The following is a 13,657-nucleotide window of genomic DNA, read 5'->3' as shown; positions in this document are numbered from 1 at the left end:
GGGCATGACTTCGCTTCCGTTACAGATGAGCAACTCGCTGATGCCATTCGTTTGATTAACAACCGTCCTCGTAAATGTCTCGGGTGGAGGTCGGCTCACGAAGCCTTCATGGAAGAGGTGTCGCACTTAGCTTGACAATTCATCATATTAAAACGGTCTATCGAAAGTGGCGACTGCTCCGCACCGACTATATAAGATGAACGAAACATGAATATGCTGTTAACGCTGCGTGACCAAAGTCATTTTTCCGATCGCGTTTGCAGCCAAATGGTTTGGATTCGATAACTTCATTTAAGGTTACCATTGGGTCTGTAAAAGCAAACATATCATTTCACTAGAACAACTTTGTTCTCTCCGCTTGCGCAGCTCATTCATTCGTTCAACTTATTTAGATACAATGCGAACAAAAATATTAGTCATAATGAAATATATTTTATATGAGTAATTTAACGTGCAGATCATTGACTTGTCAATACTTAAATTGTTAATATGTATTTATAATTCATATTACTAATATTCAAGAGGTGAATGCGATGGATATCGGATCCACGATACGGACAATTCGGAAGCGCAAAAATATCACCATCGCGCAAATATGCGAAACAACTGGGCTGTCCCAAGGTTTCATGAGTCAGGTTGAAACAAATAAAACGTCCCCTTCCATAGCAACACTGGAAAACATAGCGCAAGCCTTGCATGTACCTTTAGCCTACTTGCTATTAAAGAAAGAAGAACGGATGAGTTTTGTTCGGAAGGATGAACGAAAAATCACCACCAGCGGTCCAGAAAATTTAAAAGTCGAACATCTTAGCTCCACGAAGAACGTCAAGATGATGCTCGTCGAATTTCCTCCCGGCGCCGCTACAGGAGCTGCACCACACGCACATGAAGGTGAAGAGGTCCATATCGTCATTAAAGGAAAAGTATATGCGGTGCAGGGTGAGGATGCGGCTGCGTTCGAAGAAGGCGATTCATTCAGCTGGAACGCGTGCACTCCGCATTTAGTAAGAAATATAGGCGATGACACTGCCATCGTTTTGATTTCCATCTATACTGAGAATGAGAACGGACAAGATCTGATCTAAACTTTGCAGAGGAGCGTCTTCATGCTGCTTCAACGTTTCTCTCCATTACCGGAGCTGTCTCCATATATCGACTCCCTGCTTTTGCAAGAGGACTTTAACCGGACTAACTTCGCTAACCGTAACCCTGTCAAAGTATTGCCATCAGCCATGACCGTTATAGGTATCCAATATGGACAGCCGATGAAACGATTGGAGAATGACAAGGTATTCGAAATGGGATCTAGCGGATTAACAGGAGTACAAACATCTGTTAAGGAATATCTGAGCACGGGAGCCATCGGTACCATTATCGTTCAATTTAAACCCGGGGGATTAACGCCGTTTACGGCATATCCCATTCATGAATTTCAAGATGCGAATACACCTCTCGACCTTATTTTTCCAAGCAAAGAAGTACATGAAATGGAAGAACGACTATTATACGCGACCCATGCAGCAGATCGGGTTGGTATCGTACAGCGATTCCTGGTCTGTAGGCTGCGGAACAATTATGAAGAACATTCCATACTATACGCCGCCCAACATATCATGAAGCGTCATGGTGATGTATCGATCGAGCGGCTCGCCACACAGTCATATATGAGCAAGCGAACATTGGAACGCAAGTTCAACGCCTTGATCGGGGCATCTCCCAAACATTTCGCGAGCATTGTCCGTTTCCAACACGCGATCCGGCTTCATAATGCTGGCAATGACTATCTGGATATCGTACAGGCATGCGGTTACAGCGATCATGCTCACTTTGCCAAGAGCTTTAAAGCGTTCGCAGGCAGAACGCCAGCGCAGTTTTTCAATAGCGAGTTTCAACCAGAGCTAAAAAAATCGTTTAACAAAAGCGATGCTTCTTCGTCCACAGACCAACAGCTATATTTTTGAGACAATAGCCTTCCCGCATTCATTCAGTCGGGAAGGCTATATTTATCGGCAACTTGTCGCATTTTTACAATGGGCCGTCTTCGATGGAATGATAAGATCGGGAAATCATTACTTATTCATGACAAGGAGTTGGATCAAGGTGTCCATAATAAACACGGAAGCAATCGGGATAGATTATCCATACGAATCGAGATACGCGACGGTAAACGGACATCGACTCCACTACATTGATGAAGGAAATGGCGCCCCGGTTGTCTTCTTACATGGTAATCCTACCTGGTCTTACACGTTCCGCAATGTAATTCCCTACGCGCAGAACACCAATCGCTGCATTGCGGTCGATTTGATCGGTATGGGGCGATCAGACAAACCGAATATCGGTTACACGTTTCTTGAACAAGTCGATTATGTGACCCAATTCATCGAACAATTGGATTTTGAGCCTTTCGTGCTTGTCGGGCACGACTGGGGTGCGGCAATCGGGCTGCATTATGCGATGAACAATCCCTCCCGCATCAAATCGGTCGTCATGCTCGAACCGCAAGCATTGTATCCCAATCGGGCATGGTCTGACTTTTCCCCACCTGATTCGCATACTCTATTCCAAACTTTACGCGACTCAGAGCAGGGATGGCCGTTCATGCGAGATCAAAGCGTATTTATCGAGGGTATGACGAAAACAATCATTAATCGGCAAATCACGACAGAGGAGCATGAGCGTTACCGCGAGCCCTTCCGCAATCCGGAAGACCGGAAGCCCATGTGGGTTTTCCCAAACCAGATTCCAATCGGAGGACAGCCGGCTGAAGTCGTGGCTGCTGTCGAAGCCCGTAACGAGTGGTTCATAGCTTCCACCATTCCCAAGCTGTTGTTCTATGCCACTCCTGGCTGCACAATACGCGAGACCCAGCTCGATTGGTGCCGGAGCCATCTCCAAAACCTTTCGCTCTTCGATATCGGGAAAGGCTTCCACCATCTACTAGAAGAGAATCCTCATGCGATTGGCCGTGAATTGCAGCGATGGCTGATGTTAATGAATGAATGAAAGAAAAGCCCATTCACTATGACTTGAAACCGTATGAACGAGCCATATTTCAAGCGGCGAATCTCATCTGCAATTAAATGGGTTAAAACACAAAAATAAAGCAGACCCCCTTCCGGGCGTCTGCCTGTGAAACACTCAAGCACTAACGATTACGAACAAATCGTGAACAAATTACGCATCCGGCTCGGTCTCTCGACCTTCTCGTACGTAAAGCGATTATGAAATACCGTTCCTTTATTCGTAGTCGATTACGACCATTTGGTGACATTCTAGCACGGGTACCGTGTAGGCAACGGTTTCATTCTCATAGCTGAAAGGAAGCGGCGTTAATTGCGGAGCAAGATAAACCTGCTTCACGGGATTGACCGTCCGAACGGACACCTTCACATTATTTAGCGGGACGATATCCTCGATCACTTCAATCCCTTCGCCTCGACGTACCGGAGAAGCGTACAGCAGGTGATTAACCAGTCGCTTCTCTTCCCTTTGCTCTTGCAGCGTAATCACGCCCTGCGCAGGCAAGCTCGTTTCCAGCGTCTTGGCGGGAAGCAGTCGATTCAGTGCGAACAGCACCGCTTCTTTCAGGATCAAGCTGCCTTTGGTCGCATAATCTTCAAACACATTCCAGGCGATATAGATGCCGTTGCCGCTCTCTACCATCCCAGGTCCACCATAAGTATTGCTGCTCGGCGTATGTTGATGCGAGCAGAACGCGAATACGTCGCGGTTGAAGTACGGATCTTCACGTTGTCCCAGCTCGGTTCCGCCAGCTAGCTCAATCTTTTGTCCCTGGGAATAGAAAATGTAGGAGGCTTGCCCCAAGCTGCCAGGCTTAAAGGATGGCCGGAAATAATCGGGACGGAACGGATTGGTTCCTAAATGCCGTACTCCGAGATCGATTACGAATCGATTGCCTTCAGCATGAAGTCCGGACCAACCCGTCGCGACTAGTTTACCGCCCTGCTGCATATAAGACTCCAATTGGCCTTGCAGTTCGTCATCCACCGCTACATAATCCGGAAGAATCAACACTTTATAAGCTGTAAAATCTTGCTCTTTATCGATGACATCAAACAGTACTTTACCCTCAAGCAGCATCCGTACAGCACCTGCATCCGAATGCGTATTCTGAGCGTCCGCCTTCGCATGTACGCTGGTTGCCTCTAACGACAGGAGCGCCACATCCGCAACATTCTTCGTCTTCACACACCAAGCTTCCTTGGCCTCGATTTCTCCATAAGCTGCCCCGATCAAAGCATACGTTGCTTCATCCATGCAACCGTCGGGATGCAGCTGGTCGCCGATGGAACAACGTGCGCCATTGGCAATGCTGAGCGCTGTTTCATAACGCAGCGCATTCGGGTGCTTAAAGCCGCCGAATTCTCCCCAGGACGTATGGAACTTTCCGGTCATGCCAAGAAAATCAACGTCAAGCGTCTGCGCGTACCTGGCCGATAGCGGGAAATGGTCATAGCCCCAGCCGCCTGTCGGCAACGATTCCAGCTCCAAATGGCTGTTCATAGCAGCTAAGTCGCGACGGCCCCTAGCGATATGCCCGCCGTTATGGAAGATCGGCAGTCCCGGCTTCACCAATTCAACCGTTTCCTTCACCTTTGCCGTATAATTCGCATACGTTTTCTCCCATAGAAGACGCATCGCAGCCACTTCTCGAGGATCGTTTCCTTCCTGCCGTACGCTCTCGACACAGCTATGGCAGTAGCATTTTCGAATCCCGACAATATCAAGGAATAAGCCGTCTGCGTCATAACGGGACAGCATTTCGCGAATTTGTTCGAGCAGAATATCCAGATAAGGTTAATTCATGCAAAACTGGTGATAGCCCGGTTCCATGAAGCCCTTAGCCCAATTCGTATGATCATTCTCGTCGCGGATCAACCATTCCGGATGGCGCCTCGCCAGCTTCTCGTCCAGACCGGCCGATAAGTATACAGGCGTCTTAACGTCAATTTCATGTGCCGCCTCAATCGCGGCGCCAAGCAAATCGAAGCCAAGCCCCGGATGAATCTCGTTCGCTTCTGACGGATGGTAAGCCCAGCCGTGATGGCATTTGGAGAATAGCGTGATGGAATCGACATGGCCTAGCTGCAGCATATCCTGAAACTGTTTCTTGTCAAAACGGGCTCCGATCGGCGTAATCGCTTCAGAAGTGTGAAAATCTAAATGGACCTGGCGGAATCGCATAAGTTGTATCTTCCTTTCCGGTTCGTATAGCTTAACTATATAAGCTCCACGTTCCGCCGGACAGGTTCATAAGCGACTTTTTATAGCACATTTTCTACCTTCCGAGCAGTGAGAATGTGATACAATTAGAAAACGCTTACAACGAATAGGAGATGCCCGTGCGATGCGCTGTCTGGAACTAATGATCCCTCCACTCCCCCAATTGTTGACAATAGGCCATTCCTACTGGCCGCCGGGACAGCAGCACTTTGTCCGGTCGTTCAACGTTTACGACATGTTATTCGTCTTGCAAGGAACTTTGTATATAACGGAAGACGATGTCCAATACGAGATTAAGGAAGGCTCCATGCTTGTGCTCGAGCCGAATCTCACACATGTCGGTCATCGCCCATGCGAAGAAACGACTGAAATTTATTGGATCCATTTTGTCCATCCTGCACCCGTGCGAAATATCGAAAGCGGTCAAATTCCGTGGTCCGTCCCTTCAGCCAAAGGAACCGATCATGATGTCGCGCCGCACCGGCAGGTTATGTATATTCCGAAATTCACCAGCGTTCATGGCCCTGACGTTGTCCCTTTCCTGCAACGGATGCTGGAGCTGCACCATACCTTATCGCCCAAAAGCTCCTTGCCCCTTCAGACGCAGCTGGCCGGCCTGTTCGTTGAGTTGCAAACGGCATTGCGAACGCAATACGTACCAAGGTCCAGACTGCTCTGCGACCAAGCGATCGCCTATCTGCAGCAGCATTTGACCATCCCATTTGACGCGAGGCATATGGAGCAGGCGCTTCACTTCCATTTCGACTATATCGCACGCTGCCTCAAAAAATATACGGGAATGAGCCCGCTCCAGTATATGCACGATCTGCAGATCAGAACGGCCAAAGCACTGCTTGAGAACACGGATCTTTCCGTGTCCGAAATCAGCCTGCGGGTAGGCATTGAGAATGCCAACTATTTCATTCGCTTATTTCGCAAACATACCGGAATGACGCCGGGTCAATATCGGTCAGCCCGAATAGGCATGGCCTGACAAACAGCCGACAAACTCCATAACCATGAAAAAAAACCTCAGCCTCCACTTCACTGTGGATTTTGAGGTCATTTCGTAAATCAATTGTGAGGTTCCTATGTTGTATAACGAGTTGGGTGCAGCCTCTGGTTACAAATATTTAATCAATTATCGGACGAACAAGCCTTAGATTTATTAGCTCCTCCATTTCGGACAATTCGTGCAATATTCATTAACACTGGAGACCTCATAGTAGAAGCAGCACGTTTTGCGAATCCGTAGTGATGGTTCAGAAGCAGATGAGCATGTCGGCTTGCCGTAAAAACGGCTTAGCGGATTTTGTTTTTCCCCGAATAGTTCACCAGGAGCCTGATGTACCAGATAGTGAAAGTCCTCTCTAGCTCGGGATTGCTCTTGTTGCACTCCGGTAACCCCGATTCGTTTCTCATATAGCGAGAACACGCGAACAGCAACATTTTCCCATAATATCGGTTTAGGCACATTGGCCACTTTAGACATGACTGCTATTAATTCCCCTAAATTTCCGGCAAAAAATCGTCGGACTACCGTATCGCGCCAATCATGACGTTCACTACTTTCCGGCATTGCAGCTTTCACAAAGGCTAGACTTACATGCGCTAATCCGGGGTGGCTCTTTGAAGATTCAATGAAGCAATTCTCGGCAGATAAATCCAGTCCTTTGCTGTACACCGTCATAGCGTACAGCAATGGAACAGACGTTATGAAGGCGTATCGTTTAAAAAACTGCGAGGCTGTGGTCATCCGTGATGGTGATTGTAGAAGCGCTGTCAATCTGTCCAAATACTCAGAGCACCGCTCTTCGTCGAGCAAATCCGAAGCTCTAACCGAAGATTCGGAACGGGTCGCACTGTATTCACACAAGCCCCACTGCTCGTTTAAGTAATCCCATTCATCCTGTTCAATTCGTGACAGCTTGTTCATACAATACCTCCTAGGACTCTACGCTCGAGCTGAATTAATTGAGCGCATCAGCGATCTGATCGACGATTAAATCGATTGCAATTGGACCATAATAGCCAATCCACTGCGCTGTATTTTCTGCATATACCTGATTTTCCTTAACCGCGTTCAGATTTTTCCAAATCGCCGTGTTCTGAAATTCAGTCGTAAGCTCCAGGTTCGTATCATCCTGGAGTAGAAACATATGATCGGCTGCCAATTCAGGAAGAACTTCAAGCGAAATCATCGTACTTGAATCCTTGCTGTTCACTGCCATTTCCGGCGGGGTCAAGCCTAGATCATCGTATAGAATCTGTGAAGTTCGATGTGAGGTTGTTTGGAGTCGGATCATAGCATCTCTTGGACGGATCAACGCAACCGTTTGATCCTTCATTTTATCTGCCAACGCTGCTTTTAACTCGCTTATTTTTTGTTCGTATCCATCAACCAGCTGTTGCGCCTCTTGTGGCTTATTCAAAATTTGTCCAAACTTCAGCAGTACGGTCCGCCAATCCTCGTTGCGCTCCAATGAAATCGTTGGTGCGATTTTGAGTAATTCATCATAAATCTCATCATGGAATTCAGTGGCAATGATAAGATCCGGTTCGATTGCTATAATTCCTTCGAGATTGGGCTCCACATACGTTCCGAGAAGCGGAATATTCCCCATCCTATCGCCTAAGTATGGAGGAAGTCCGTTGTCAGTTTCGGCTACTACGCTGCCCGCCGGCTGGAATCCAAGTGCCAGCATTTGATCCGCGTATTGAACGTCCAACACCACGATTTTCTCCGGTACCTTCTCGAGCGTCATTTCACCCTTCAGATGCTGAATGGTTACCGGTGCAAGAAGAACAGGCTCCGCTCCGGAGTTGCTATTTACGTTCTGCTCATTTGTCGCTTGAGATTGATTCGTCGTGCCTGCCCCAGCGTTATTGATTCCTTGATTTGAGTTGCCTGAGCACGCGCCTAGAATCATGACTAAACTTACGATCAAGAATAAGGTCCACGCTAATTTGTTGCTCGGATACATATGTATAATTCCTCCGCTTCCTAATTGAGAATGACACTCATCGTCACTTAACACACTATAACGACTTGCTCTATTATCTTCAATGGATAATTGCGCCAATCGCGATAGATTATGGCGTCAAAAAAACACTGTTGCTCAAATCGACAGATTTGAATGCCACAGTGCTTATCTAAGAAATGGGTTATCAAACGCTAGTTAATTCCTGAACTTTAGTTGATGCTAACTTATTTCGCATCCAGGAAAGCTTCCGCTACTTGATCAACTACCTGATTCATTGCGATAGGACCATAATACGCAATCCAAATGCTCGCTTTGGCGTGGTAAACATGCTGCTGCTGCACGGCACGCAGATTTTTCCATGTAACCGTAGTCTGGATCTCATCGGACCAAGCCTTATATTTATTGTCGGTCAATACGAAATAATGGTCTGCATCCAGCTCCGGCAAACTCTCCAAAGAAAGAATAGAACTGGTACTTTTACGGTCAAGTGCCAGCTTTGGCGGATAAAGCCCCAAATCTTTGTAAAGAATCGCCGCCGTGCGATGCGCGCATGAATGCAGCCTAATGCTATTATCCTGCGGCCGGATAAACGTTACTGACTGCCGATGCAGCTTGGCTGCGAGTGCTGTTTTCAAAGTATTGATTTTGTGTTTATACTGCTGCAAGACTTGTTCCGCCTCACGTTTTTTGCCCGTAATTCGTCCAATGATTCGCAGCGTGTCTCTCCAATTACGGTTTCGCTCAAGCATGATGGTCGGCGCTAAACGCGAAAGGCTTTCATATATGTTCTTCTGAAACTCTGTGCAGATAATCAGATCGGGCGCCAAAACACGCAATGCTTCGAAATCGGGCGCAGCTAACGTTCCCAATGGCTTGATCATGCGCAGATTCTCAATATGATGCTCCGGAACACTGCTACAATCACCCGTTACCATAACGCTGCCGGCAGGCTGCTCACCAAGAGCCAGCATATGATCCATAAACTGGGGATCCAGAACTGCAATTTTTTGTGGCTGCCGCAGGAGCAGCAGTTCCCCCTTCAGATGAATAATCGTCCGCTGTGATCGACGAATAGCAACTTGAAGTGGATCAGATCGCTCTAGCTTTTCGCTGCAAGCTGCTACCAGGCCCGGCGTTAAAGCAATATCATCCGGTTCGGCACTTCTGACTTGCAGCATTGATTCTCGATACATGCTTGGAGAAACGCCCGTACAACGCTTGAATATTCGACTGAAATAGTAGCTGTCTGCATAACCAACTGACTCTGCGATATCCTTGAGCCCCGCATTCGTACGACATAATAATGCTTTCGCTTTTTCTATACGGACCTGCACGAGATAGTCAATCGGACCCATATCAAGCCGCTTGTTGAACATTCTCTGCATGGTCCGAGGACTAGATTGCAATAACGCTGCAAGTGTATCTGCTGTAATCGGTTCGGCAAAGTGTTCATCCATATACTTGACAGCCTGTAGTACGATATCTGGCGTCTCGTGCTCCAGTCGCTGTTGTTGTAGTTGTCCCATCAGATCACAAATGAATTGATAAAATAACGATTTGACCTGTAGCTTTGCCATCGCCTCCGGTTGGTTCCATTCCTGCTCCATTCGGGACAAGGTTATGAGCAGCGGAGCAGCATGGCCGACACCAAACCCATACTGGACATCAAACGGTTCTGTATTATTCATCAATTCAAGCAAATCTTGGCTGCACGGCAGCGGCAATGATGCCTTATATTGAATCATGTAATATTCAAATGGGTCGGTGATGTCCATGATCGAAAGAACTGTACCTTTGCCGGCATGACAAACATATCCATTCTGTACCAGGTGCTCATCACCGTCCAGCAGGAGCCGCGCACGACCATGTATCGTGTATAGCAGAACACTCGACGAAAGCTGGAACGTATGCGAATGCTCGCCAATCGGAAGCATCGTACGCTGCAAATCAATGATTTTTAGCGAAATATGATTCCACAATATGAGGTGATTCTCTACGATCATAGTATGATGTCAACTCCTAAGAGGGTCTTTAATTGGCTTAGAGTCGTGACGTCTATTTTTTCATTGTTTGTTCTTCAAGGCAATCGGTGTACAGAATTTCTCTTATCATAAGATTCGAATACGAAATGATCTTAATTAGATGTTACCACACACTCTCTATTTGAAAACCACTATATTTAATGAAACGATTCTGATCGTTCACATCTTTACATGCCAATTGTGTTACGTGTCGAACATTGCAATATTAATGACGCGTACGCAGCATACGACTGACTACTAATAGCATTTGTTTTCGAGTTAAGAAGCGTGACATTTGAGCAGAAATATAGTTTTTAATTCCCGGGATAACATATACTTTATCTGCTTGAAGCGAGCGAAAAGCCACTTGCACCACATTTTCGGGAGTGTCTCTTTTACCAACAGAAGCTTCATCAGCCCCTACAACATTGAAAAATTCTGTTTCAGTAGAACCGGGACATAAAGCTAGAAATTGTACACCTCGTTTTCGATTTTCCTCCCAGAGCGCCTCAGTAAAAGATAAAACGAATGCTTTTGTTGCTCCATATACAGCCATATTGGGAAGCGGTTGAAATCCAGCTGTTGAAGCTACATTAATCACAACTCCGCTTTTCCTTTTCAACATTTCTGGTAAAAATAAATGAGTAAGATTCACAACAGCCGACACATTTAACATCACTTCTTCATGCTGTCTTGAACCAGAGAGTTGTTCAAAAATGCCATAAGTAGCGAACCCTGCATTATTAATAAGAATATCAACACCTATACCGCGTTCCAAACATTGCTCATATAGCTTGCTTGGGGAACCTTCTTGAGATAAATCTGAAACAATAACTTCCGCTTGAATACGATATTCTCTTTGTAATTTCTCAGCTAAAGCAATCAATTTATCTTCCGAGCGAGCTACTAAAATGAGGTGGCTCCCTTTTGCTGCACATTCACGAGCAAACGCTTCACCTATTCCCGAAGAAGCGCCCGTAATCAATGTCCATTTGCCTTGTAATGCTATCATCGTCTAATTTCCCCTTTGAATTAAAATTTGAAACACTGTTTCACTAAGAAACAGTGTATACAAAATGGGTTATGATGTCAAATGGAGTATTTGATAGGACAAGACAACTGAATCGTTACTCCTATGCTTGCGTAATCATTTAAACATTGGCAATTTTCCTTACGTAACAGTAAAATAAGGTTTAGATATGAAGTCTATTTTAGAAAACTAATGTTCTAAGGGTGTGAAATTACATGCACAATTCATCCAAAACAACTTCCCAAAATGCTCATTTCGTTACAACCTACCCAAAAGCCAAACATCAGCATTCAGAAATAGTAAGACTAAATATTATAGAAGCTGCCGCAGCCATTATGCAGGAATTCGGTCCCGAAGCCGTAACCATTCGCAGGGTCGCTGAGAAAATGGAATGCCCCACAAAAATCATATATAACTTGTTTGGAAGCAAGGAAGGTCTAGCTAAAGAACTTTTTCTGGAAGGGTGCAAATTGCTAGCAGTTTCCTTTCAATCGATTCCAGAGCAAGTGGATCTTGAACAATATCTTCGACATCTTGGTCAAGCTTATTGGGATTTCTCACGGAATTATACCAGCTACTATATGGTTATGTTTGGTGGAGCCTTTAGCGAATTCAAGCCTGAAGAGGAAAGTTTACAAGCTATCGTAACGGCTTTACAACAAGTCATTACAATAATTACTAAAGCGATTGAAGAAGGGTTTATTTCCGAGAAAGACCCTATCCTAGTTGTTAACCTTGTCTGGGCATCTCTACATGGCGCCATTCACCTGCATTTAGGAGGACATATACAAGACGAGGAAATTGCTAAAAAACTATATGATAGATCGGTATCTAATTTAATTGTAACGTTCTTTAATCGCAACATATAATCAAAGAAACTAAAGTGAAACGTGTCATATGTCAGTGACGAGCGAACAGGAAATAGAGCTTGCTATTGGAATGATGTCTTTTTCGACCGAGCAGGTGTACAGCGTTAAACAAAGAAGCGGCAGTCTGGACTTTATTTTCTCGTCCACGGCTGCCTGCTCCTTTGCCAATCCTATCCCCCGTATTGCTTTTTATAAATAAATCGTTTATAGCTTACCGATAAATGATTACCTCCAAAAGGTAATCTTGTCAGAATCCAATCGAACGGTTTCATAACCCTCTTCTTTTGCTTTTCCAATTGAGACAATCATTACTGGAGCATATCGCTCTTCATCCAAATCGAATGCTTTTGCTAACTGATCAACTTCAAAACCTGCCATTGGATTCGTATCATACCCGTGTGCGCGAGCTACCAACATTAACTGCATGGCAAAGAGGCTGCTATCGACTTTTGCAACTTCAACTTTCATTTCCTTTGATAGAGTCGGAAACATCGTTAGAATGGTTTCGAGTTGGCTATCTCGTACCTCAGCCGGCATTTTTCCTTGTTCAACCGCTGTATTATAAATTTCTTCCGCATATAAATAGCTTTGGGTATCACCGAAGATTAACAGCATGGCTGAAGAAGTATCATTTTGCAATGTATTGAAACGCACAAGCGGTCTTAATTTTTCTTTACCTTCCGGCGTATTAACCACAATGACGCGCCAAGGCTGCATGTTAGCGGAGGATGGAGCCAAACTGGCTTCCCTAATAATCTCGCTGATCTCTTCTTTTGAGATTTTAATAGTCTCATCATACTGACGCACGGAACGTCGACCCTTGACTATATTGGTGAAATCGTTATTCAGAATATGGTTAAACATAAAGCATCTCCTTTTGATAACAATAAATTTTTTTTGACATGGTGAAAGTCATTCGTTATCATATTCGTATTATGAACTATAAACCTAGGTTTATAGCAACAAGTAAAGAGGCGATATAATGAAAATAAATGACGTTTCAAAATTAACGGGCATACCCATATCGACATTGAGATTTTATGAACGCAAAAACTTAATTCCGGACTCATTTGTTAAAAGAGATGCAAATAATTATCGTATTTATTCTAAAGAGATTGTTGCATTTCTAGATGATGTGAAGTCCCTTTTATCTGTAGACTTTTCTATAGAAGAGTTAAGCTTGTTAGTAAACCAACAACTTCAGTTATCTTATGAGGCAAAGAAGAAAATGGTAGAACAAAAAATCAATGAAATTGAAGAGATTCAAAAACGATTGAGAAAATCTAAAAAATTTTTGCTTGCAAGTTTGGAAGGCAAAGCGAATTTTCGGTCACCGTGTTAAAAATTAAAAACAAAGCTCTATTAAAACGTAACTAACCCCTCCGCGGCCTGTCCTATATTGTAAAACTGATCGTAAAAAACAGGAAGATGCGTCCTTCGGGATCGCATTTTCCTGTTTTTTGTTTTTTCCAGCCTTTACGATTACGAACAACGAAGCTACAGCTT

Annotated in this window: 11 protein-coding genes and 2 pseudogenes; 7 read left to right on the top strand and 6 right to left on the bottom strand. The window is 45.0% G+C overall.

Annotated elements, in window-relative coordinates; all coding sequences use genetic code 11:
* From AB4Z29_RS16645 to AB4Z29_RS16630, 4 genes and pseudogenes are all read left to right on the top strand, one after another.
* Positions 1–135: pseudogene (locus AB4Z29_RS16645) on the top strand (IS30 family transposase); the annotation flags it as partial.
* Positions 136–533: 398 nt separating this feature from the next.
* Entirely contained in the window at positions 534–1,085 is a 552-nt protein-coding gene (locus tag AB4Z29_RS16640; RefSeq protein ID WP_441944152.1) for a helix-turn-helix domain-containing protein, read from the top strand.
* Positions 1,086–1,106: 21 nt separating this feature from the next.
* On the top strand, positions 1,107–1,961 hold the full coding sequence (locus tag AB4Z29_RS16635; RefSeq protein ID WP_441944151.1) for a helix-turn-helix domain-containing protein: 855 nt from the start codon (positions 1,107–1,109) through the stop codon (positions 1,959–1,961).
* 139 nt (positions 1,962–2,100) lie between these two features.
* Positions 2,101–3,006 (top strand): haloalkane dehalogenase, encoded by a 906-nt coding sequence (locus tag AB4Z29_RS16630; protein WP_441944150.1) that lies wholly within the window; start codon positions 2,101–2,103, stop codon positions 3,004–3,006.
* 234 nt (positions 3,007–3,240) lie between these two features.
* On the opposite strand, the pseudogene AB4Z29_RS16625 reads toward AB4Z29_RS16630, so the two are convergent.
* Positions 3,241–5,208: pseudogene (locus AB4Z29_RS16625) on the bottom strand (beta-galactosidase trimerization domain-containing protein).
* Positions 5,209–5,371: 163 nt separating this feature from the next.
* On the opposite strand from AB4Z29_RS16625, the gene AB4Z29_RS16620 reads away from it, so the two are divergent.
* A complete protein-coding gene (locus AB4Z29_RS16620) occupies positions 5,372–6,241 on the top strand; it encodes a helix-turn-helix domain-containing protein (RefSeq protein WP_441944149.1) in 870 nt (289 codons plus the stop codon).
* 174 nt (positions 6,242–6,415) lie between these two features.
* On the opposite strand, the gene AB4Z29_RS16615 is transcribed toward AB4Z29_RS16620, so the two are convergent.
* The 4 genes from AB4Z29_RS16615 to AB4Z29_RS16600 form a co-directional block, all read right to left on the bottom strand.
* Positions 6,416–7,183, bottom strand: coding sequence for an IucA/IucC family C-terminal-domain containing protein (locus AB4Z29_RS16615; RefSeq protein WP_441944148.1), 768 nt, complete (start codon positions 7,181–7,183; stop codon positions 6,416–6,418).
* A gap of 34 nt (positions 7,184–7,217) precedes the next feature.
* Positions 7,218–8,231 (bottom strand): ABC transporter substrate-binding protein, encoded by a 1,014-nt coding sequence (locus AB4Z29_RS16610; RefSeq protein ID WP_441944147.1) that lies wholly within the window; start codon positions 8,229–8,231, stop codon positions 7,218–7,220.
* 224 nt (positions 8,232–8,455) lie between these two features.
* Positions 8,456–10,234 (bottom strand): helix-turn-helix domain-containing protein, encoded by a 1,779-nt coding sequence (locus AB4Z29_RS16605; RefSeq protein ID WP_441944146.1) that lies wholly within the window; start codon positions 10,232–10,234, stop codon positions 8,456–8,458.
* Positions 10,235–10,478: 244 nt separating this feature from the next.
* Positions 10,479–11,264, bottom strand: coding sequence for an SDR family NAD(P)-dependent oxidoreductase (locus AB4Z29_RS16600; RefSeq protein ID WP_441944145.1), 786 nt, complete (start codon positions 11,262–11,264; stop codon positions 10,479–10,481).
* Positions 11,265–11,497: 233 nt separating this feature from the next.
* Here AB4Z29_RS16600 and AB4Z29_RS16595 point away from each other — a divergent pair, with 233 nt between their 5' ends.
* On the top strand, positions 11,498–12,151 hold the full coding sequence (locus tag AB4Z29_RS16595) for a TetR/AcrR family transcriptional regulator (protein ID WP_441944144.1): 654 nt from the start codon (positions 11,498–11,500) through the stop codon (positions 12,149–12,151).
* Between the two features lie 225 nt (positions 12,152–12,376).
* Here the strand turns inward: AB4Z29_RS16595 and AB4Z29_RS16590 are convergent, their stop codons facing one another.
* The gene (locus tag AB4Z29_RS16590) at positions 12,377–13,015 is read right to left on the bottom strand and encodes a nitroreductase family protein (protein WP_441944143.1); all 639 of its coding nucleotides are present in this window, start codon (positions 13,013–13,015) and stop codon (positions 12,377–12,379) included.
* A gap of 118 nt (positions 13,016–13,133) precedes the next feature.
* Between AB4Z29_RS16590 and AB4Z29_RS16585 the strand changes: the two genes are divergently transcribed.
* Complete coding sequence (locus AB4Z29_RS16585; protein WP_441944142.1) at positions 13,134–13,493, top strand: MerR family transcriptional regulator; 360 nt, start codon at positions 13,134–13,136, stop codon at positions 13,491–13,493.
* Positions 13,494–13,657: the final 164 nt, after the last annotated feature.

Origin of the sequence: Paenibacillus sp. 2TAB23 (assembly GCF_052115165.1) — a bacterium.
GTDB lineage: Bacteria > Bacillota > Bacilli > Paenibacillales > Paenibacillaceae > Pristimantibacillus.
This window is presented reverse-complemented; position numbering and strand designations above follow the sequence as displayed.

Excerpts from the sequence above, each read along its gene's own strand:
- AB4Z29_RS16635 (WP_441944151.1), top strand. The coding sequence starts at position 1,107 with ATGCTGCTTCAACGTTTCTCTCCATTACCGGAGCTGTCTCCATATATC.
- AB4Z29_RS16595 (WP_441944144.1), top strand. The coding sequence starts at position 11,498 with ATGCACAATTCATCCAAAACAACTTCCCAAAATGCTCATTTCGTTACA.
- AB4Z29_RS16600 (WP_441944145.1), bottom strand. The coding sequence starts at position 11,264 with ATGATAGCATTACAAGGCAAATGGACATTGATTACGGGCGCTTCTTCG.
- AB4Z29_RS16620 (WP_441944149.1), top strand. The coding sequence starts at position 5,372 with ATGCGCTGTCTGGAACTAATGATCCCTCCACTCCCCCAATTGTTGACA.
- AB4Z29_RS16640 (WP_441944152.1), top strand. The coding sequence starts at position 534 with ATGGATATCGGATCCACGATACGGACAATTCGGAAGCGCAAAAATATC.
- AB4Z29_RS16610 (WP_441944147.1), bottom strand. The coding sequence starts at position 8,231 with ATGTATCCGAGCAACAAATTAGCGTGGACCTTATTCTTGATCGTAAGT.
- AB4Z29_RS16615 (WP_441944148.1), bottom strand. The coding sequence starts at position 7,183 with ATGAACAAGCTGTCACGAATTGAACAGGATGAATGGGATTACTTAAAC.
- AB4Z29_RS16590 (WP_441944143.1), bottom strand. The coding sequence starts at position 13,015 with ATGTTTAACCATATTCTGAATAACGATTTCACCAATATAGTCAAGGGT.
- AB4Z29_RS16585 (WP_441944142.1), top strand. The coding sequence starts at position 13,134 with ATGAAAATAAATGACGTTTCAAAATTAACGGGCATACCCATATCGACA.
- AB4Z29_RS16605 (WP_441944146.1), bottom strand. The coding sequence starts at position 10,234 with ATGATCGTAGAGAATCACCTCATATTGTGGAATCATATTTCGCTAAAA.